We start from the raw sequence: 18,806 nt of genomic DNA, 5'->3' as shown, positions 1-18,806 counted from the left end.
AAATCTTTGACCGAAAGAGGGTAATTGCATAAAACAATTATCACCACCCACCGGAGGCACCACCGCCTCCAAAACCGCCACCTCCGAAGCCACCTCCAAATCCTCCAGAGCCAAAACCACCGCCTCCAAAACCGCCAGAGGAACCGGAGCTACGCCCCATGTTGCTCAAGATGATCATATCCCAAATATCCAATCCAGAGTTTCGGCCACCTCGACCACCTCTGTTGTTCCGGTTATTTTTTCTGCCTCTTGAAAGGATGATTAAAATGATGATAAAAATGATAAAAGGGAGCAATGATTTAATTGAGAACCCTGTATCGTTCCCAAAAGAACGGTCTTCTTTAAACTCACCATTCAGCACTTGGAAAATAGCATCTACTCCTTTATCCAGTCCTCGGTAATAATCACCTTGTTTGAATTTTGGTATAATGATGGATTCGATGATACGTTTTGACATAAAATCGGTCAGAGAGCCTTCTACGCCATAACCGGTGTTGATAGCAATTCTACGGTCATTCTTGGCCAAAAGCACTAATACCCCATTGTCTTTGTTCGCTTGTCCGATACCCCATTGTTGACCCCATTGGGCTCCCAGATAGTTGATATTTTCACCTTCCGTCGAAGCAATAATGGCTATTACAATTTGGGTTGAAGTGCTGTCCGAATATCGGATAAGTTTTTGTTCCAAAGCCTTGCTTTGGGGAGCGGACAGTAGATTTACATAGTCATAAACACTTGTCTGTTTTTGTGGTTTTTCGGGAATAGTGAATTGTCCCCACGAAAGAGTGGAGCAAAAAACCACAAAAAGAAAATTAACCTTTGGAAATGGCATCACTTAGTTCGTTTGTGTCTGTTTGGTCCCACGGAAAATGTGCCTGAAGCTCCTTACCAGCCATTAAAACGCCTTCAACAATTCCTTGTTTAAATTTTCCTTGTTTAAAATGTGACGAGATAACGTCTTTGGTACCGTCCCAAAAACCTCTGGGAACGGCTCGATCTATCCCTGAATCACCATAAATCACAAACTTTTTGTCTTCCACGGCCACATAGAGCAATACACCATTTTCATCTTTGGTATTGTCCATTTTCAAAAAATGGAAAACTTGTTGTGCTCTACTAAAATGATCGATTTTGGTAGTCGCCTCAATATGTACCCGAATCTCTCCTGAAGTGTTCTTTTCAGCCTCTAGAATGGCGTTAACGATTTCACCTTCTTCTTCGGCGGTCAAAAATTCCTCTACGTATGACATCCTTTAATTGAATTCGAAATTTACATCTGGGGCATTTTCTGCGCCTGGATTGGAGCTGAATAATGCAATGGGGTCAAAATTGGCTATACCTGCTATAATATTGGTTGGAATCTTTTGGATTTTGATATTGTACTCACCAGCTAAATTATTGAATCGGTTACGCTCTACATTAATTCTATTTTCTGTACCCTCCAATTGCGATTGCAGTTCCAAAAAGTTTTGATTGGCTTTAAGTTCAGGATATCGTTCTACGGTAACCAAGAGCCGCGACAGTGCTGAGGATAAACCAGTTTGAGCTTGTTGAAACTCTGCTAACTGCTGAGCTGTAATGTTATTGGCGTCTATAGTGGTCGATGTCGCTTTTGCTCGTGCTTCGATGACTTCTTTCAGAGTATTTCTCTCAAAATCTGCTGCACCTTGGACAGTTTTCACTAGGTTACCTATCAAATCACTTCTTCGTTGGTACGAGCTTTCGACATTTGCCCATTGTTTGGTTGCTTGCCCTTTCATGTCTACGAGTGTATTGTTGGTTCTAACATACCACCCTCCAAGTATAAATATCAGGGCACCTATAATAACTAGTGGAATTAGCCATTTTTTCATTTTATATGGTTTTAGTGTTTATAGTTGTTCTTTGATTTTCAAAAGCTCGGCCTTTACTTTTTGCAGTTTTTGAATGACTTCGAAATTGGAAAGTACTTTTTGCTTTTCTTCTTTCAGGTGGATTTTTGCGCCTTCCAAGGTGAAACCACGTTCTTTGACCAGGTGATAAATCAGTTGAAGGTTTTTGATGTCCTGCGGCGTGAACTTTCGGTTGCCTTTTGCGTTTTTTTTAGGTTGAAGCACATCAAATTCCTTCTCCCAAAACCGAATCAAAGAGGTGTTCACCCCAAAGGCCTTGGCTACTTCGCCAATGCCATAATATCGTTTTTCAGGAAGGTCGATATGCATTAATCCAAGGATTGGTTCTCTTGATTGGCAAACTTGAGCATATTCTCAAATTCTTCTGGAGACAAACTTCCGTAGTAGAAGTTAATAGGGTTGATACGTTCTCCATCCTTATGAACTTCATAATGGAGATGAGGTGCTTCGGACCGTCCGGTATTGCCAACAAAACCGATTAAGTCCCCTCGCTTTACCTTTTGACCTTTGGTCACATTGTATTTGCTTAAATGGGCATATAGGCTAAGATACCCATAACCATGGTCTATCCGTATGTGCTTTCCAAACCCTGAAGACCGATTGTCAGCTCTTGTTACCGTGCCATCCCCAGAAGCATATATTGGGGTTCCTCTTGGTGCGGTAAAATCCATACCCCAGTGCATCTTTCTAGCTTTGGTAAAAGGGTCGGAACGCCACCCAAAGCCTGATGCCATCCGTTTTAAATCTTCATTTCGAACAGGTTGAATGGCTGGAATGGATGCTAATAACTTCTCTTTTTCTTCCGCGAGTTTGGCAATTTCATCCAACGATTTGGATTGAATCACCATTTGTTTTTGAATGATATCCAACCGCTTGGAAGCATCAATGATGATTTCTGAATTGTTAAAACCCTCCAATGATTTATAGCGGTTTACTCCTCCAAAACCAGCCCTGCGTTGTTCTTCCGGTATGGGATTGGCTTCAAAATATAGTCTATAAATATTGTTGTCACGATCTTCAATATTGGCCAAAACCTGCTCCATTTGCTCCATTTTTTTGCTCAATATTTCAAACTGAAGCTCATAATTACGAACCTCGCGATCTAAGGAAAGTTCTTTTGGAGTGTTCAGCCAATTGGTGTTAAGTAGCAAGATTAGACCTAAAAGCCCAAATAGTGCAGAACCTAATACAAAGAAGAAAAGATTACGGTACTTTCTGGATTTTTTCGGTTCTATCTTTCGATAGGAAAGTGTATCAGGATCGTAATAGTACTTAACTTTAGACATGAAGCGATTTTATCCTATTTTTGCGCATTCTGTATAGTCAGAACAAGCAAATATAAAAATTGTTTTGCTTAAACTGTTAAATTTAATATAACCCTAGCAAATCCAATGACATCCAAAGAAGTCAGAGCGCAGTTTTTAAACTTTTTCAAAGGCAAGGAACATAAGATCGTTCCATCTGCACCAATGGTGATGAAAGATGATCCTACCTTGATGTTCACCAATGCAGGGATGAACCAGTTTAAGGAGTTTTTTCTTGGGAATTCGGTGCCGTCTGCCAAAAGGGTTTCCGACACTCAGAAGTGTCTACGTGTAAGTGGTAAGCACAATGATTTGGATGAGGTGGGCAAGGATACTTACCACCATACCATGTTCGAGATGCTGGGAAACTGGAGTTTTGGGGATTATTTTAAGAAAGAAGCAATTCAATGGGCTTGGGAGCTGTTGACCAAGGTCTACAAAATAGATAAGGATAGTTTGTATGTTTCTGTTTTTGAAGGTAGCGATGACGCCGACAATTTAGAAATGGATAAAGAAGCCTTTGAATTGTGGAAGGCTATAATTCCTGAGGATCGGATCATCATGGGGAACAAAAAGGACAATTTCTGGGAAATGGGTGATCAGGGCCCTTGTGGTCCTTGTTCCGAAATCCATGTTGATATTCGCTCTAAGGAAGAAAAGGCAAAAGTCTCTGGTGCATCATTGGTAAACCAAGATCACCCACAAGTGGTGGAAATTTGGAACTTGGTTTTTATGCAATACAACCGAAAAGCCAATGGTGAGTTGGAAAACCTTCCAGAAAAACATGTGGACACTGGAATGGGTTTTGAGAGGCTGTGTATGGTGCTTCAAGGAGTACAATCCAACTATGATACCGATGTTTTCACACCACTTATTCGAGAAATAGAGACCATTACGGGTAAAAAATATGGAAAGGATGAGCAAACGGATATTGCCATTCGAGTAGTTGCCGACCACATTAGGGCGGTGGCCTTTTCTATTGCCGATGGTCAATTACCAAGCAATAATGGAGCAGGTTATGTAATTCGAAGGATTTTACGAAGAGCCATACGCTACGGATTCACCTTTTTGGGAACCAGTAAACCATTCATTTACAGATTGGTGAAGGTATTGGGAGAAACTATGGGGAAGGCCTTTCCAGAGCTTCGTGAACAATACCAATTGATTGAGAATGTGGTAAAAGAGGAAGAAAGCTCATTTTTAAGCACCTTGGAGCAAGGGTTGGTATTGTTGGATTCCGTTATCAAATCTTCAAAAGGAAAAACCATCGACGGTGAAAAGGCATTTGAATTGTATGATACTTTTGGTTTTCCCATTGATCTTACTGCGTTGATTCTTGAAGAAAATGGCTATGAACTGGACATTAAAGGTTTTGAAAAGGCGCTTAAGGTTCAAAAAGACCGATCTCGCGCAGCTTCAGAAGTTTCCAAAGAAGATTGGACCATCCTTTTAGATGATTCGGAGCAGGAATTTATTGGGTACGATAGCCTTGAGGCTGATGTGAAGCTGGTGAAATATCGTAAGGTCAGCAGCAAAAAAGGAGGAGATCAGTATCAAATGGTTTTTAATTTGACGCCATTCTATGCTGAAGGAGGTGGACAAGTTGGTGATAAAGGCTATTTGGAGGTTCCCAATGGAGATGTAATCTATATTTTGGACACCAAAAGGGAGAACAATGAAATTGTTCATTTCTCTAGTAACCTTCCAAAAAAGGTTTCCGATACTTTTAAAGCGGTTGTTGACAAAAAACAAAGACAACGTACAGCCAGTAACCATACCGCAACACATTTGCTTCACCAAGCACTAAGGGAAGTTTTGGGTCCGCACGTAGAACAAAAAGGCTCAGCGGTACACTCTAAACATCTTCGATTCGATTTTTCGCATTTTGCAAAATTGACAGTGGAAGAGCTTCGGGATGTAGAGAACTTTGTCAATGCTCGTATAGAAGGGCAACTGCCTTTTGAGGAAAACCGAAATATTCCGATTGAAGAAGCTATGGCACAGGGAGCTATGGCACTTTTTGGAGAAAAATATGGAGATACCGTTCGAACAGTCCGTTTTGGACATTCGATTGAACTTTGTGGAGGAACCCATGTAAAGAACACCTCAGAAATATGGCATTTCAAAATAGTTTCTGAAGGTGCCGTTGCGGCTGGGATTCGCCGAATTGAAGCCATTACCTCCGATGCTGTAAAGGAATTCTATTTTAAGAACAACCGAATGTTGTTCGAGATTAAGGATTTGTTGAACAAAGCCCAAGACCCGGTGAAAGCTGTTGAAGGTTTGCAAGAAGAAAACGCAGCCCTAAAAAAACAGGTTGAACTATTGTTGAAAGATAAGGCCAAAGGGCTTAAAAACGAATTGATTGCCGAACTGGAAGAAATCGACGGAGTTCAATTTTTGGCCAAAAAAGTAGACTTAGATGCGGCCGGAATCAAAGATTTGGCTTTTGAAATAGGTGGACAAATTTCCAATCTGTTTTTACTGCTCGGTGCTGAAAAAGATGGAAAAGCGCTATTATCCTGTTACATTTCAAAAGAAATGGCGTCAAACAGAGGATTAAACGCAGGCAACATAGTTCGTGAATTGGGTAAATATATCCAAGGAGGAGGAGGAGGGCAACCCTTCTTTGCGACTGCAGGAGGTAAGAACCCAGATGGGATACCCGAAGCATTAAGTAATGCACGGGGGTTTGTTGCCGTAACAGACTAAGGTATGCGATTCTTTTCATTAAAAAAGTTCAACTGGAAGTACATTTTCGGAGAAATATTGCTGCTTTTTATTGGGATTAATTTAGCTATTTGGTTCAACGACTGGAATGCTTCGAAATCTCTTCAGAAGGATAAGGAAATAGCATTGTTAAAGATAAAGGATGAATTGAGCAATAATTTAGCTCAACTGGAAGAGAGCAGATTTAAAAACCAAAAAATACCTTCTTTTTTTGACGAACTCAACAGCTTGGAGAACAAGCAGGGTGATTTGGTTTTAAGCCCAGATATGATGAATATTTTTGTTAGACGTTATCCGGAATTTTATAGGAAAATGGATTCGACTAAAGTTGGGAATCAATTGTACAAATACAAAGGTCTGACCAAGGTATATCTTGAAATTACGGATTTGAGCAATATTGCCTGGGAAATCTCTAAGTCCACTGGAATATTTCACGAATTTGGCTATGACTGCCTTTATCAATTGCAAGGACTGTATCACACACAGGATCTAGTAAAGGGAGAACTTAAAAAGGCTACCGAAGCCTTGGGGAACAAATCAATTGATGACCTGATTCGAGTTTTGAGTTTTATGGATCAATTGGAAGCCCAGTTGGAAGCCCAATATAAAGATATGATTGTGAATATAGAGAATTGTGAGTAATCCATCAGAATGAAACTGCAGACCATTGTATCGATAGAAAAGTCAAGTGTACCCATAGATTATGGTAGTAGAATATTGCTGTTGGGTTCTTGTTTTGTAGAAAACATAGGCCGAAAATTAGAATATTTTAAGTTTCAAACCACCCAAAACCCCTTTGGAATTTTGTTCCATCCACTTGCCATTGAAAATTTAGTGGAAAGAGCCGTTACCAACCAGATATACAAAAAAGAAGAGATTTTTGAGCATGCAGGAATTTGGCATTGTTTTGATACGCATTCGGATGTTAGCGCTGAGTCGGAAAACGAGCTGCTTGAAAAATTAAACCAAGGGTTAGAGAAGACGAGGGAAGCATTGGAGAATGCAACTCACATTATTATAACGTTGGGTACCGCATGGGTATATCGAAATAATGAAACCAAAAAAATCGTTGCTAATTGCCATAAGGTACCCCAAAGAGAATTTTCAAAAGAGCTATTGATTGTTGAAAAGATTCGGTCAAGCCTTGAAAAAATGATCAATTTGATTACGTCGGTAAACCAGAAGACACAAATAGTTTTCACTATTTCTCCTGTTCGTCATTTAAAAGACGGTTTTGTGGAAAACCAACGCAGCAAGGCACATTTGATTTCCTCTGTTTATAAAACTACTTCTAACTTCGTCCCTCTTACCTCGTATTTTCCTAGTTATGAAATTATGATGGACGAGCTTCGTGACTACCGTTTTTATGGTAAGGATATGGTACATCCTAATAATTTAGCGATTGACTATATCTGGGAAAAATTCACATCTACATGGATTTCCCCGAAGTCCTGTCCAATTATGGTTGAAGTCGACCAGCTTCAAAAAGGGCTATTGCATCGGCCCTTCAACCCAAATTCTGAAGAACATCAAAAATTCAAAACATCACTTGAAACAAAAATTGAACGTTTTCAGGAAAAATATCCATTCATAAAATTTAGATAAAAGGAATTGATTAATAAGTTGAATTAACCTCATAGGTTGGATGAAACGCCTTATTGGTCAATTCAAAATGGGTGTACGTCAGATCTACATAGGGTATTTTTTGAAAAACACTAAATTACAAGCTTAAAACCTCAAGGAATAATTATGGCAAAGATTACTCAGAATTCGCGGTTGTTCCCCGAAAAAGATGAGATAAAGTTTGCTGATGTCTTAATGTATTTTTCCGAGTCCCTTCTTGGTATTGATGATGAAGACGAGATTTTGTGGGATTTGGCGAAAAATTGTATTTCCAAATTGGGTTTTATTGACTGTGTGGTTTATCTGTTAGATGGAGATAGGGATGTGATGATACAAAAGGCAGCCTATGGGCCGAAAAACCCGAAAGATTTTGAAATATATGAGCCTGTTGAGCGTCCTTTGGGTTTTGGTATTGTGGGCCATGTTGCGCAATCGGGAATTGCTGAACTTTTGCACGACACTTCGAAAGATGAGCGTTATCGGATGGATGACGAGTTCAGGTATTCCGAAGTGTGTGTTCCCATAATTATCGATGGCAATGTAATTGGTATTATTGATTGCGAACACCACGAAAAAAACTTCTTTTCGGAGCATCATTTGCGTATGTTACTGATCATGTCCTCAATTTGCGCAGTGAAAATCAAGGGGGTTAGGGACCATAAAGAACTGGTTGAAAAACAGGAAAAACTCCTTAAACTAAAAGAAGAAATGATGGAGCTAAGGTTTAAGGCCCTAAACTCACAACTTAATCCGCACTTTGTTTTCAATGCGCTTAACTCCATTCAATATTTTATTACCTCTGAAGCTAAAAAGTCGGCATTGGATTATCTTTCGGGGTTTAGCAAGTTGGTGCGCTTTCATTTAAAACACATAGATTCGGATAAAGTGCATGTTTCTGAAGAGATTAGTATGCTGAAATGGTACTTGAAGCTTCAAAAGCTTAGGTATGTTGAGCAGCTTGAATATGATATCAGTATTGAAAACGAAAACAGATTGGAAGATGCAATGGTCCCTCCTTTTGTTATCCATACCCTTTTCGAGAATATCATAGAACAGGGCGCTTATAATCAATACAAGGATCAAAACTTTGAAGTTAGCTTTAAAGTCAGCGGTAAACATGTTTTTGTAATGCTCTCCTATAGCTATTCCATCTTAAAAGATATGGATTACACTCCTGAGTATCGAGATCAAATACTTGGTTGGCAGGACCAGATTAAACTGTTGAATGCTATAAAGGACTATAATATTGAAAAGAGGATAGCATTTGTTGATAGGCAAGACAAAAAAGGCGTAAGCATAACCCTAAAACTTCCCAATCTATATGAATAATGGCAAAGCCCATATTGAGCCTACTTTTGACAATCGTTTTGGTTTTGAGTTGTCAGCTGGTGATCGCTGCACAAAATATCCTTAGCACAGAAGGCTTAGATTTAGAATTCACCGTATTTAAAACATCCGATGAAACGCTCACAATAAAGGATGTTTTACAGAATCGATATGATTTTAAAAGTCCTGATGATTATGTAGACGAAAGAACACATCCAGATGATATTTATTGGATAAGGATAGATTTTACTTCAGAGCTTCATAGGCTGAAACAGGACTCTTTATGGGTGTTGACCCCATCACTTTTTGATTACGGTACGCTTTATCAGGATGGGGATGGAGCCATAGCAAAAATAAGGTTTGGTTGGTTTGAGGATATACCCAATGAGGGAAGTATAAGCTATAGTCATGGGGTTCCATTTAAGAGCGATCGGCTTTTTTACGATCAATACGTTTACCTAAAGGTCAGAAGTGTTGTGGATATGGAAAAAATTGCCCAGTGGAAGATGAGTTATCGATCTCACCTCCAGGATGGGCTGGCCAAGAAGTTTTATAGCTTGGAAGATTTAAAGTTTGTGGTTCCTTCCTTTCTATTTGCCGGGGTATGCATTATCATGTTTTTGATGATGTTGATGTTTTTTGTGTACTCCAAACGGATGGAATTTTTGTTTTACTGCTTTTATGTATTGTGCTTGTTTCTTTATTTGGGGCCTTATGTTTCCAGATTGTATGTAATGCTACTTCCCAGTTTTAATCTCACCAGCTACACCTTTTTTCAACAGATGCAGATGTTGATCAACCTTAGCTATGTTCTTTTTGTGATGTATTACCTCAATACTAAAAATCTATACCCAAGGTTACATTGGGTCATAAAAAAGATAGCTTGGATGTTGGTTGCGGTAACTATTCTGGATGTTCTGTTCTTGTTAAACAAGTACTTTTTGGAGCATATTTATCTGTTGCATTTTCAGCGCTTGATTATGTCAGTGTTCGGCTTGGGGGCTATGATCTATTTATTGAAGGTGCGGAAGAACAATTTGGCCTGTTTTATTGTGGCAGGTTCCTTTTGTTATATGATGGGGGCTTTGGGATTTTTGTTTTCTAGAAATGGGTATTTAATGTTGGCCGGCTCCAGCTTGGATATACTGATTTTTGCCGCCGGACTTACTTTTAAAATACAGACTGAATATAAAGAACGACTTCAGTTTCAACGAGAGGCCCATATAAACAAAACCAAAGCTTTACGGGCCCAAATGAATCCTCATTTTATATTCAACTCCTTAAACTCGATTCAAAACCTGATTACAAGAAATGATAAAAAATCAGCGCTTCGATATCTTTCAAGATTTAGTCGATTAACCAGAAACGTTCTGGAAAGCTCTATTGAGACCAAAATCATGTTGTCAGATGAGATTAAAATGCTCAATGATTATTTGGAGTTGGAATCCCTTCGTTTTGACAACGCATTCGATTACAGCATAATTGTGGATGAATCTATCGAACCGGAAATGACAGAATTTCCTTCCATGATTGTCCAACCTTTTGTCGAAAATGCCATACTGCATGGGCTCCTGCCCAAACAAGGAAGTGAAAAAATGCTTTCCTTGTCCTTCAAAGATGATGGGGACTATGTACTATGTGAAATTGAGGATAATGGAATAGGAAGACAGGCAGCTCTAAAAAGAAGTACTCGGAAAAATAAAAAATCAAGGGGTATGCAGGTAACCATGCAGCGTTTTAAAACCCTCACAGGGGAAGCGGATGAAAACATGATTCAAATTGTAGATAAGAAAGACCAACATAAAAATGCAGCCGGGACAAAAATCAGTATAAGGATTCCAGTCTAAAAATAGCAAAGTGATCAAACGGAATCTTGTATATTTCCGTAGTTAAACCTTATCACCATGAAAAGAGTCCTTGTCGGTGCAGTCATTGCTTTAGCTTCCATTTTGATTTATAAGTCCTGTGAAAACCACCAAAAAGAAGAAGCGATACTAAAAGAGAGTTCGGTGCTGATTCAACAAGAACTAAAAAATGTGTCCAAGCTTGTGGTGACAGAAGGTCATTTTGCAGAAGTGTACAATTATGCGGATTCCAAAGAACTTTTTGGGACTTTGATTACAGCCGATAAAAAAGCTTTGGTGGTCGTAAATGCGGAAGCATCAATTTCCTATGATTTGAGTAAAATCAAAATTGAACTTGATGAGAGACAAAAAACGATACGTATTTTATCGATTCCCGAACCAGAGATTAAGATAAACCCTGATTTTGAGTATTACGATGTTTCTGCAGATTACCTTAACCCTTTTAATGCAGAGGATTATAATGCCATCAAGGAGAATGTGAAACAATCTCTCATGAAAAAAATTGAAGCTTCCTCTTTAAAGACTAATGCCCAGAACCGATTGTTGAGTGAACTATCACGAATCTATGTGCTGTCAAACTCACTAGGCTGGACATTGGAATACCACGAAAAAAGTATCAATTCCTTAGATGAATTAAAGAGCCTTGGCAAAGTTCGTCTCGATTAACTCAATTCCATCATCAATCAAATGCCCCGCTTTAGGATTGTTTTGCTTCACAGTTTCTAGATGCGCCCTAATTTCTTGTTGAAACCCTGCATCGTTGCTTTTTTTGGCCAATTCATAAAGTTCTACTGATAGCAGCCAATCTTCGGGATAGTTTTTTTGTAACTCGTTGAAAACCTTATTTCGGGAAGTAGTAGTGTTGGTGCCTTCTCTAAAATCCCTTATTTGTTGATAGAACATCTCCAATTGCTTGCGAGAAGCACTTTTTTCTGGTTTTATGGTAGTTTCAGACAGTTCATGGGTGATGAGGTTAAAACTGTTCAAATCGGCAGGGCCATTGAAGGCTGAGACTACCTCCTGGCCGACAGCCATATGATAGAGTCCCCAATCTGGTAAAAATAACATGGTGCCATCATATGTTACCGTGCAATCCCTGAAAGTGATTAATAGAATTTTTCCTTGGAGATTGCGAGTCCCGGTAATAATGGTGCCTTCGATTTTTACGCCACCTTCAAACTCGAGCGAAACCTGCTCTCCTTCATAAATTTTGTAAGCTTTTAAATCTCTTGGCCCCATGTCTTCTATGGCCAGATTGATTCCTTTTAACTTTCCGACCGGTGAGCCAAAACCTTCTAAATGGTGTTGGGTACTATGTCCGACCAGTTCTTTCTCGCGATAGGCCAAGGCAGTTGGCCCTACGGTTTGGAAATATATGGGTTTGTTCTGATGGGCTATTACCCTATGAAATTGCCCCGAAACCTGTAGTCCTGTGCTGAGCTCGATGCTTCCCAAAGCCTTGGAGTCAACCAATTTTTGAATTCCGGAAAGCCCCCCTGTCCGTAGGGCCATGGTGTTGGCAAAATCTTCCAAAACTTGACTTAAAAATGCAAAATCAGGAGTTACAAAAAGCTGTGGCTGCGGTTTGGTAATGTCAAAGGATTGACGAGCAGCCTCTATGGTATAAGGAAGTTTGACCACTTCTTTTTTCATGCACCATTTACTCTCTCCAATGGATGAAAGCAAACCGGCTCCGTAAATTTTTGGGTTATCAACAGTACCTATAAGACCATATTCCACCGTCCACCAATGTAGATTTCGAATAAGGGCCATCTCACTGGGTTCGCCCATATTTTCTTGTAAATGTTCTATGTGTTTTTCAGCCGTGTCAATTTCTTCTTGAGAGGTACCATGTGCTTCCTTGATGATGGAAAGATGTCGAACGGCCTCATAAAGCTCATAATCCTTGGCACTGGAAATGGCTTTGCTTCCAATTTCCCCAAACCTTCTTAAATATTCGGCATATTCGGGATTGGCGATAATGGGAGCGTGGCCTGCTCCTTCATGAATGATGTCAGGTGCTGGAGTATATTCAATATTTTCCAATTGTCGTATATCCGAAGCAATCACCAAAACATTGTACGCCTGAAATTCCATAAAAGCGGAAGGAGGAATAAAACCATCCACGGCCACGGCCGCCCAGCCAATTTCCTTTAAAATGCGGTTCATGCCGTACATATTGGGAATATGGTCAATGGAAATTCCGGTCTGTTCCAATCCTTCTACATAAGATTGATGTGCCACTTTACTTAAGTAATCCACATTTTTACGCATTACATAACGCCAAACCGCCTGGTCAATGGCTGAATAGTCTTCATAATTCTGCGGTTTGATAAACTGTTTTAAATGTTTGGGCAGTTTATCTAAAATGGGATTGCTTTCGTACGCACTCTTTTTCATGAAAATACCATAATAACTTCCTGTAAATATATGATTTATGGAAAAAATAACATGTTAAACTAACATGTATAGGAATTTAGTCCATTTTAATGGATTTTATAAGGAATAAGTGTTAGTTTTGATTTGTTGCAAACCACTAAACAGGAAAAAGTATGCAAGCCCAGCTGGATGCCATTGATCGTGAGATTTTAAAAATCTTGGAAAAAGATGCTAAAACGGTGGCAAAAAATATTGCGGAACAACTTGGGTTGACCAAAACTCCGGTTTATGAGCGAATCAGAAGATTGGAGAACGAAGGGTTTATCAAAAACTACTCGGCCATAATCGACAAAGAAAAGGTAGAGAGTAGCATTACCGTATTCAGTTTTGTTTCCCTTGAAGCCCAGAAAGGACATTTGATGGACGACTTTTTGAGTCAGGTCAATCAATTTTCAGAAGTAACGGAGTGTTTCGTAGTAGGTGGGGAGTTTGACTTTCTATTGAAAGTTATTGTGAAAAATTTAGATGCCTATTACAATTTTGCGAAGACAAAAATTGCTTCTTTGCCCAATATTGGGGCAGTAAAAAGTGCTTTTGTCTTAAATGAGGTGAAGAACGAAAATACCTTTCCGTTGCTTTAGGGGATTAAAAAGAACGAAGAACCCATTTCACTTTTCCAACTTCGATGAACACTTACAACTTAGCTACGTTGGATTCTTCGCCCTATTTTTATTATGTTGTCATTCCCGCTTTTGCGGAAATCCAAATACGGGGTTTTATTTCAAGAAAATCCACTAGTTTGATGCAACCGCCGTAGTCGGCATAGGAGGATACTCCTTAAGAATATGGGATACAAACTCACGAATACGCTCCTCTTTCTTTTCTATGTTTTTGGTATTGTTCAAAGTGCCAACACCGCGACCTTGCCATACCAATTCTTTCTTTTTGGCATCAATTACATCAATGTACAATGAGCCTTCGGTACGCGTGCTTACATTGGGCTGATTGTTCCATCCCCAACCCCAACCTGGGCCCCAGACCCATGGGTTGTAGAAACCGCCCCAACCCCAGCCCCAGCCGAAGTTGTTGTTGTAAACGTCTACGCGCTCACGTTCTTTGGTAAAGATGCTTACGAGTACATCCGGGTTTTGGGATTTTACAAAACCTCTAGAGTCCATTTCATTTTCAATGGCCCTAAGAATACGTTTTTTGTCCAAATCGGAAATTTGGGCTTTGTCTATACCTGTCTTATAAAAGGCATAGGATTTATAGGTTTGAAAATCAGCTTTTTTATCATAATCGGAAACCACCCTGACAGAGCTGCAGGATGCCAATAAAACAACTGCAAGGGCAGCTAAGGAAAACAGTTTTAAATTTCTCATAGTAATCTTTTTTGAGTTCAATGAAATCACAAAAAAATAAGTCACAAATATTGTGCCGAACACCGTGCTAACGCCTTGAGTTTGTGTTTTTATCATACCCATAGGGGCAATGACGGCAACCGCTCTCGCAACAATACCCTCTTTTGAGGTGATATTGCTTGGTAAACACTTTATAACCTTCCTCAGAAAGGTAAAAATCGCCCTCTTCAAGGGGAATATATTTCTTCATAGTTGTAGAAACCAAGATAAAGTTAAGGTATTCTCGGGAAAAGGCTTGATTACTGAATTGTTAAGTAATTCACCGAAATTGTTAATGTTATTATCGGATTATTCCAATTTTCCAATACCTTGTGGGTTATCTTTGTAGGAAACCCATTATACCATTAACGTGATATTGGTTTTTAAACATTTCTTCTATAAAAACTACGTGGGGCTTTCCCTATGGCCGTTCATCTTCTTAAAGGAAGGTACGCTTAAACATGATGAGGTGCTCATCAACCATGAGCGCATCCATCTGAAACAGCAACGGGAGTTGTTGATTCTCCCTTTTTACATCCTTTATATTGCTGAATGGTTGTTGCGAACCCTCTTGTATTTAGACAGTTACCGGGCGTACCAAAATATTAGTTTTGAGCGTGAGGCTTATGCCAATGAGGAGGATAAGCAGTATCTTGCGCGCAGAAAGTCCTTTGGTTTTTTGGATTATTTGACGCGTTAACCACATAGCTTGCTTATTCCCAATCAAAAAATAGATTTGCCCATTCTTGGGGAAAAAGGAGTTTCACTTTATATAAAAAGGGAAGATTCCATCCATCCACATATTTCAGGGAACAAATACCGAAAGTTGAAATACAACTTGCAGGAAGCAAAAAAGCTAAACCATTCCACATTGCTCACCTTTGGTGGAGCATTTTCCAATCATATTGCGGCAACCGCTTGTGCAGGAATAGAACAAGGATTAAAAACAATCGGTGTGATTCGTGGCGAGGAACTCAAAGACAATTGGCAAGACAATCCAACTTTACAATTGGCGCGTGAACACGGGATGGAATTTCATTTCGTCTCCCGAAGCGATTATCAAAAGAAGAACGAGAAATCTTTTTTGGATGAATTGAAGGATGTTTTTGGTGAATTTTACCTAATTCCAGAAGGAGGAAGCAATGAGTTGGCCGTAGAAGGCTGCAAAGAAATTTTGACCGAAACAGATTCTCGGTTTGATTTTATCTGTAGTTGTGTGGGGACTGGGGGTACTATAGCTGGACTTATCAACTCTGCAAAACCCCATCAGACGGTTTGGGGATTCCCTGCATTGAAAGGAAACTTCTTAAAGGAAGATATCCGTAAATTTGCCCGAAACGAAAATTGGGAATTGATTTCCGATTATCATTTTGGAGGTTACGCTAAGGTTGATGCAGATTTGATTGACTTCATCAACACCTTTAAAAAGGAAACAGGAATTCCATTAGATCCTATTTACACTGGAAAAATGGTTTTTGGTATTTTTGACCTAATTAAAAAGGATGCCTTTAAAAAAGGAACCCAAATTTTGGCCATCCATACCGGAGGGCTTCAAGGAATAAAAGGCATGAACCTTGTGTTGAAGAAAAGAAATTTACCGTTGTTGGACGTATGATTCGGAGAATAGGATATGTTTTAGTGCTCATTTTGATATTTACAGCCTGTAAATCCAAAAAAAGAACAGTGGCCCATCAACCCAAACCGGTCGTAGAGGTAAAAAAGAACCGAAATCCCAACGCTGGACTTCCGAAAGATGGTCCAAAGGAATCCAAATTGTATCCGTTGCCTGCTAATCCTGGTCGTTTTGTAAAATTTCCTATTGCCAATACCCAAGAATACATCGATACTTTTTCCGAAATAGCTCAGTATGATATGCGTGCCTTTGGCATTCCTGCCAGTATTACCTTGGCACAGGGTATTTTGGAGAGTGGTTCTGGTAAAGGTGAACTCACCCGAAAGACTAACAATCATTTTGGCATAAAATGTCATACCGGATGGGATGGGGAGTTCGACTTTCACGATGATGATGCCAAAGGCGAGTGCTTCCGAAAGTACAATCACCCCATGTATTCATTTCGCGACCATAGTATTTTCTTATCTACTCGATCGCGTTATAAGTTTTTGTTCAATTACCGAAGGGACGATTATAAAAAATGGGCTTATGGTTTGCGACAGGCAGGGTATGCCACCGACCGAAAGTATCCCCAGAAGCTCATTGCCCTAATTGAAAGGTACAATCTGGATAAATATGATGATGAGGTGGTTGATGGTGGATTGGATACGGTAAGGGCACCCAAAAAATATGAAGTATTTACCCATGTGGTGGAAAAGGGAGAAACGCTCTATGCAATTTCCCGTAAATATGCCATTTCGGTGGATGAATTAAAACAAATCAACAACCTTAACAACAATACCATTTCCATTGGGCAGGTGCTCAACATCCGGAAAGAAAAAACCAAATGATTTACCAAAGAAGTAGTGCCCTGTTTGCAGAGGCCAAAAAATACATTCCAGGAGGGGTAAATTCCCCGGTTCGGGCGTTTAAAGCCGTTGGTGGCGACCCGATTTTTGTAAAAGAGGCCAAAGGAGCCTATTTATATGATGAAGATGGAAACCAACTTATCGATTATATCGCTTCTTGGGGCCCACTGATTTTGGGTCATGCCCATGAATCTGTGATCAATGCGGTTATAGAAAAGGCTAAAAAGGGAACTTCCTTTGGAATGCCCACTGAAATTGAGACCGAATTGGCCCAGCTGGCCGTTTCCATGGTGCCCAATATTGATAAGATTCGTTTTGTAAATAGTGGTACCGAAGCCTGTATGAGTGCAGTCCGATTGGCCCGCGGATATACTGGAAAAGATAAGATCATCAAGTTTGCAGGGTGCTACCATGGTCATTCAGATTCCTTTTTGATTCAAGCGGGGAGTGGCGCCGTGACTTTTGGAAGTCCCAACAGTCCTGGGGTGACCCAAGGAACGGCAAAGGATACCCTTCTGGCTAATTACAATGATTTGGAAAGTGTAAAAGCTTTGGTAGAGGCCAATAAAGGTGAAATTGCAGCTTTGATTTTGGAACCTGTGGCTGGAAATATGGGCTGTATTATCCCAACAGATGAATTTATTCATGGTTTACGCGATATATGCACCCAAGAAGGTATTTTGTTGTTGTTTGATGAGGTCATGACCGGATTCCGATTGGGAAAAGGAGGCGCACAAGAAGCCTTGGGCATTGATGCCGATATCGTAATGTTTGGAAAAGTGATTGGTGGGGGACTTCCTGTAGGGGCATTTGCCGCACGAGCGGAGATTATGAGCCATTTGGCACCTGAAGGTCCAGTGTACCAGGCAGGAACTTTAAGTGGAAACCCTTTGGCGATGAGTGCCGGATTGGCCATGCTTACCGAACTCAACAACAATCCCGAAGTATTCACTAGCCTAGCCGAAAAGACAGAGTATTTGCATAAAGGAATCGCTGAGGTGTTGACGCAAAGAGGCGTCACGCATCAAATCAACCGCTATGGTAGTATGATTTCGGTACATTTTTGTGAAGAACCCGTAGTGGATTTCGCATCTTCAGCCAAAGGAAATAACGATACCTTTAAAAAATATTTCCATGGTATGTTGGAGCAGGGGGTTTATCTGCCTCCATCGGCATTTGAAAGCTACTTTTTAAATGATGCTCTCAGCTATGCTGATCTGGATAAGACCATTGAAGCGGTAAAAACTGTTTTTTAACTTTATAGCTCCTTCCCCGTCATCCTGAGCGCAGTCGAAGGAAAGGGAAGGTGTCCGAAGGGCAGAAGGGATTGTGTAGATATTTTATTTAAAATGCTCCCGAATCTCCTGAAGTATAGAAGGCAAATTCTCAAACACCATTTTATTCTCAAAACGTATTAAGGTAAACCCAAGATTTTCCAAATATTGAGTACGTTTCAAGTCCTTTTCCTCAGCAGTTGGATTCATATGGACTTGTCCGTCCAATTCAATGATAAGTTTTTCCGAAGCGCAATAAAAATCAACAATACAATGGTCAATACTATGCTGTCTTCTGAATTTTCGGCCATTCAGCTTTTTGTTTTGAAGTTGTTTCCAAAGAAATGCTTCCGCAGAAGTCAGGTTTTGACGTAGCTCTTTACGATGAGGCCGAAGATTTGGATGGTCGTGCCTTTTCATTTGTAATACCAAAATAGTAAAAAGATGGTTTGGTTTACACCCTTTCCGACTCCTTTCAGGAGCCACCTTTCCCTTTTAGGGAAAGGAATTATAAAATAGAAAAAGGGGCGTG

General features: G+C 39.9%; 20 protein-coding genes. 11 read left to right on the top strand and 9 right to left on the bottom strand.

What is annotated here, in order from left to right; all coding sequences use genetic code 11:
- Positions 1 to 40: 40 nt before the first annotated feature.
- Genes E4661_RS05515 through E4661_RS05495 form a run of 5 tightly spaced genes read right to left on the bottom strand, consistent with a single transcriptional unit; the run spans position 41 to position 3,178 of the window.
- Positions 41 to 832 (bottom strand): TPM domain-containing protein, encoded by a 792-nt coding sequence (locus E4661_RS05515; RefSeq protein WP_136465831.1) that lies wholly within the window; start codon positions 830 to 832, stop codon positions 41 to 43.
- Positions 813 to 1,250, bottom strand: a complete 438-nt coding sequence (locus E4661_RS05510; RefSeq protein WP_136465830.1) for a TPM domain-containing protein — start codon at positions 1,248 to 1,250, stop codon at positions 813 to 815. The genes E4661_RS05515 and E4661_RS05510 overlap by 20 nt, the downstream gene beginning before the upstream one ends.
- Positions 1,251 to 1,253: 3 nt before the next feature.
- On the bottom strand, positions 1,254 to 1,853 hold the full coding sequence (locus E4661_RS05505; protein ID WP_136465829.1) for a LemA family protein: 600 nt from the start codon (positions 1,851 to 1,853) through the stop codon (positions 1,254 to 1,256).
- A gap of 18 nt (positions 1,854 to 1,871) precedes the next feature.
- On the bottom strand, positions 1,872 to 2,201 hold the full coding sequence (locus E4661_RS05500) for a MerR family transcriptional regulator (RefSeq protein ID WP_136465828.1): 330 nt from the start codon (positions 2,199 to 2,201) through the stop codon (positions 1,872 to 1,874).
- The gene (locus E4661_RS05495) at positions 2,201 to 3,178 is read right to left on the bottom strand and encodes a M23 family metallopeptidase (protein ID WP_136465827.1); all 978 of its coding nucleotides are present in this window, start codon (positions 3,176 to 3,178) and stop codon (positions 2,201 to 2,203) included. The genes E4661_RS05500 and E4661_RS05495 overlap by 1 nt, the downstream gene beginning before the upstream one ends.
- A gap of 105 nt (positions 3,179 to 3,283) precedes the next feature.
- On the opposite strand from E4661_RS05495, the gene alaS reads away from it, so the two are divergent.
- The 6 genes from alaS (at position 3,284) to E4661_RS05465 (ending at position 11,406) form a co-directional block, all read left to right on the top strand.
- Positions 3,284 to 5,908, top strand: a complete 2,625-nt coding sequence (gene alaS / locus E4661_RS05490) for an alanine--tRNA ligase (RefSeq protein ID WP_136465826.1) — start codon at positions 3,284 to 3,286, stop codon at positions 5,906 to 5,908.
- Positions 5,909 to 5,911: 3 nt separating this feature from the next.
- Positions 5,912 to 6,568, top strand: a complete 657-nt coding sequence (locus tag E4661_RS05485) for a hypothetical protein (protein ID WP_136465825.1) — start codon at positions 5,912 to 5,914, stop codon at positions 6,566 to 6,568.
- A gap of 9 nt (positions 6,569 to 6,577) precedes the next feature.
- On the top strand, positions 6,578 to 7,531 hold the full coding sequence (locus tag E4661_RS05480) for a GSCFA domain-containing protein (protein WP_136465824.1): 954 nt from the start codon (positions 6,578 to 6,580) through the stop codon (positions 7,529 to 7,531).
- Positions 7,532 to 7,675: 144 nt separating this feature from the next.
- Positions 7,676 to 8,878, top strand: a complete 1,203-nt coding sequence (locus E4661_RS05475; RefSeq protein WP_136465823.1) for a histidine kinase — start codon at positions 7,676 to 7,678, stop codon at positions 8,876 to 8,878.
- A complete protein-coding gene (locus E4661_RS05470; RefSeq protein WP_136465822.1) occupies positions 8,878 to 10,722 on the top strand; it encodes a histidine kinase in 1,845 nt (614 codons plus the stop codon). Before E4661_RS05475 ends, E4661_RS05470 begins: the two co-directional genes overlap by 1 nt.
- 57 nt (positions 10,723 to 10,779) lie before the next feature.
- Entirely contained in the window at positions 10,780 to 11,406 is a 627-nt protein-coding gene (locus E4661_RS05465; protein WP_136465821.1) for a DUF4230 domain-containing protein, read from the top strand.
- Here E4661_RS05465 and E4661_RS05460 read toward each other — a convergent pair.
- Positions 11,374 to 13,140 (bottom strand): aromatic amino acid hydroxylase, encoded by a 1,767-nt coding sequence (locus E4661_RS05460; RefSeq protein WP_136465820.1) that lies wholly within the window; start codon positions 13,138 to 13,140, stop codon positions 11,374 to 11,376. The genes E4661_RS05465 and E4661_RS05460 overlap by 33 nt on opposite strands.
- 152 nt (positions 13,141 to 13,292) lie before the next feature.
- Between E4661_RS05460 and E4661_RS05455 the strand changes: the two genes are divergently transcribed.
- On the top strand, positions 13,293 to 13,760 hold the full coding sequence (locus E4661_RS05455) for an Lrp/AsnC family transcriptional regulator (RefSeq protein ID WP_136465819.1): 468 nt from the start codon (positions 13,293 to 13,295) through the stop codon (positions 13,758 to 13,760).
- A gap of 153 nt (positions 13,761 to 13,913) precedes the next feature.
- On the opposite strand, the gene E4661_RS05450 is transcribed toward E4661_RS05455, so the two are convergent.
- On the bottom strand, positions 13,914 to 14,501 hold the full coding sequence (locus E4661_RS05450) for a DUF4136 domain-containing protein (protein ID WP_136465818.1): 588 nt from the start codon (positions 14,499 to 14,501) through the stop codon (positions 13,914 to 13,916).
- A gap of 67 nt (positions 14,502 to 14,568) precedes the next feature.
- Positions 14,569 to 14,730: a DUF5522 domain-containing protein gene (locus tag E4661_RS19040; RefSeq protein ID WP_168796334.1), complete on the bottom strand. Its 162-nt coding sequence runs from the start codon at positions 14,728 to 14,730 to the stop codon at positions 14,569 to 14,571.
- A gap of 159 nt (positions 14,731 to 14,889) precedes the next feature.
- Between E4661_RS19040 and E4661_RS05445 the strand changes: the two genes are divergently transcribed.
- From E4661_RS05445 to hemL, 4 genes are read left to right on the top strand one after another with little or no spacing between them, the layout of a single operon-like run.
- Complete coding sequence (locus tag E4661_RS05445; RefSeq protein WP_136465817.1) at positions 14,890 to 15,219, top strand: hypothetical protein; 330 nt, start codon at positions 14,890 to 14,892, stop codon at positions 15,217 to 15,219.
- Positions 15,220 to 15,228: 9 nt separating this feature from the next.
- Complete coding sequence (locus E4661_RS05440; protein ID WP_136465816.1) at positions 15,229 to 16,134, top strand: 1-aminocyclopropane-1-carboxylate deaminase/D-cysteine desulfhydrase; 906 nt, start codon at positions 15,229 to 15,231, stop codon at positions 16,132 to 16,134.
- Complete coding sequence (locus E4661_RS05435; protein WP_136465815.1) at positions 16,131 to 16,982, top strand: glucosaminidase domain-containing protein; 852 nt, start codon at positions 16,131 to 16,133, stop codon at positions 16,980 to 16,982. Before E4661_RS05440 ends, E4661_RS05435 begins: the two co-directional genes overlap by 4 nt.
- Positions 16,979 to 18,256 carry a glutamate-1-semialdehyde 2,1-aminomutase gene (gene hemL, locus E4661_RS05430; RefSeq protein WP_136465814.1) on the top strand — a complete coding sequence of 426 codons (1,278 nt, stop codon included), beginning with the start codon at positions 16,979 to 16,981 and terminating at the stop codon, positions 18,254 to 18,256. Before E4661_RS05435 ends, hemL begins: the two co-directional genes overlap by 4 nt.
- An 84-nt stretch (positions 18,257 to 18,340) precedes the next feature.
- Here hemL and E4661_RS05425 read toward each other — a convergent pair whose 3' ends face one another.
- Complete coding sequence (locus tag E4661_RS05425) at positions 18,341 to 18,694, bottom strand: endonuclease domain-containing protein (protein WP_136465813.1); 354 nt, start codon at positions 18,692 to 18,694, stop codon at positions 18,341 to 18,343.
- Positions 18,695 to 18,806: the final 112 nt, after the last annotated feature.

The sequence above is a fragment of the Flagellimonas onchidii genome (assembly GCF_004804315.1).
Lineage (GTDB): Bacteria > Bacteroidota > Bacteroidia > Flavobacteriales > Flavobacteriaceae > Flagellimonas > Flagellimonas onchidii.
Note: the sequence above shows the minus strand (reverse complement) of the source record. Positions and strands in the feature narration are given on the sequence as shown.

What these genes read in the sequence shown, in the direction of transcription:
- E4661_RS05515 (WP_136465831.1), bottom strand. Translation starts at nt 832, where the DNA reads ATGCCATTTCCAAAGGTTAATTTTCTTTTTGTGGTTTTTTGCTCCACT.
- E4661_RS05510 (WP_136465830.1), bottom strand. Translation starts at nt 1,250, where the DNA reads ATGTCATACGTAGAGGAATTTTTGACCGCCGAAGAAGAAGGTGAAATC.
- E4661_RS05505 (WP_136465829.1), bottom strand. Translation starts at nt 1,853, where the DNA reads ATGAAAAAATGGCTAATTCCACTAGTTATTATAGGTGCCCTGATATTT.
- E4661_RS05500 (WP_136465828.1), bottom strand. Translation starts at nt 2,201, where the DNA reads ATGCATATCGACCTTCCTGAAAAACGATATTATGGCATTGGCGAAGTA.
- E4661_RS05495 (WP_136465827.1), bottom strand. Translation starts at nt 3,178, where the DNA reads ATGTCTAAAGTTAAGTACTATTACGATCCTGATACACTTTCCTATCGA.
- alaS (WP_136465826.1), top strand. Translation starts at nt 3,284, where the DNA reads ATGACATCCAAAGAAGTCAGAGCGCAGTTTTTAAACTTTTTCAAAGGC.
- E4661_RS05485 (WP_136465825.1), top strand. Translation starts at nt 5,912, where the DNA reads ATGCGATTCTTTTCATTAAAAAAGTTCAACTGGAAGTACATTTTCGGA.
- E4661_RS05480 (WP_136465824.1), top strand. Translation starts at nt 6,578, where the DNA reads ATGAAACTGCAGACCATTGTATCGATAGAAAAGTCAAGTGTACCCATA.
- E4661_RS05475 (WP_136465823.1), top strand. Translation starts at nt 7,676, where the DNA reads ATGGCAAAGATTACTCAGAATTCGCGGTTGTTCCCCGAAAAAGATGAG.
- E4661_RS05470 (WP_136465822.1), top strand. Translation starts at nt 8,878, where the DNA reads ATGGCAAAGCCCATATTGAGCCTACTTTTGACAATCGTTTTGGTTTTG.
- E4661_RS05465 (WP_136465821.1), top strand. Translation starts at nt 10,780, where the DNA reads ATGAAAAGAGTCCTTGTCGGTGCAGTCATTGCTTTAGCTTCCATTTTG.
- E4661_RS05460 (WP_136465820.1), bottom strand. Translation starts at nt 13,140, where the DNA reads ATGAAAAAGAGTGCGTACGAAAGCAATCCCATTTTAGATAAACTGCCC.
- E4661_RS05455 (WP_136465819.1), top strand. Translation starts at nt 13,293, where the DNA reads ATGCAAGCCCAGCTGGATGCCATTGATCGTGAGATTTTAAAAATCTTG.
- E4661_RS05450 (WP_136465818.1), bottom strand. Translation starts at nt 14,501, where the DNA reads ATGAGAAATTTAAAACTGTTTTCCTTAGCTGCCCTTGCAGTTGTTTTA.
- E4661_RS19040 (WP_168796334.1), bottom strand. Translation starts at nt 14,730, where the DNA reads ATGAAGAAATATATTCCCCTTGAAGAGGGCGATTTTTACCTTTCTGAG.
- E4661_RS05435 (WP_136465815.1), top strand. Translation starts at nt 16,131, where the DNA reads ATGATTCGGAGAATAGGATATGTTTTAGTGCTCATTTTGATATTTACA.
- hemL (WP_136465814.1), top strand. Translation starts at nt 16,979, where the DNA reads ATGATTTACCAAAGAAGTAGTGCCCTGTTTGCAGAGGCCAAAAAATAC.
- E4661_RS05425 (WP_136465813.1), bottom strand. Translation starts at nt 18,694, where the DNA reads ATGAAAAGGCACGACCATCCAAATCTTCGGCCTCATCGTAAAGAGCTA.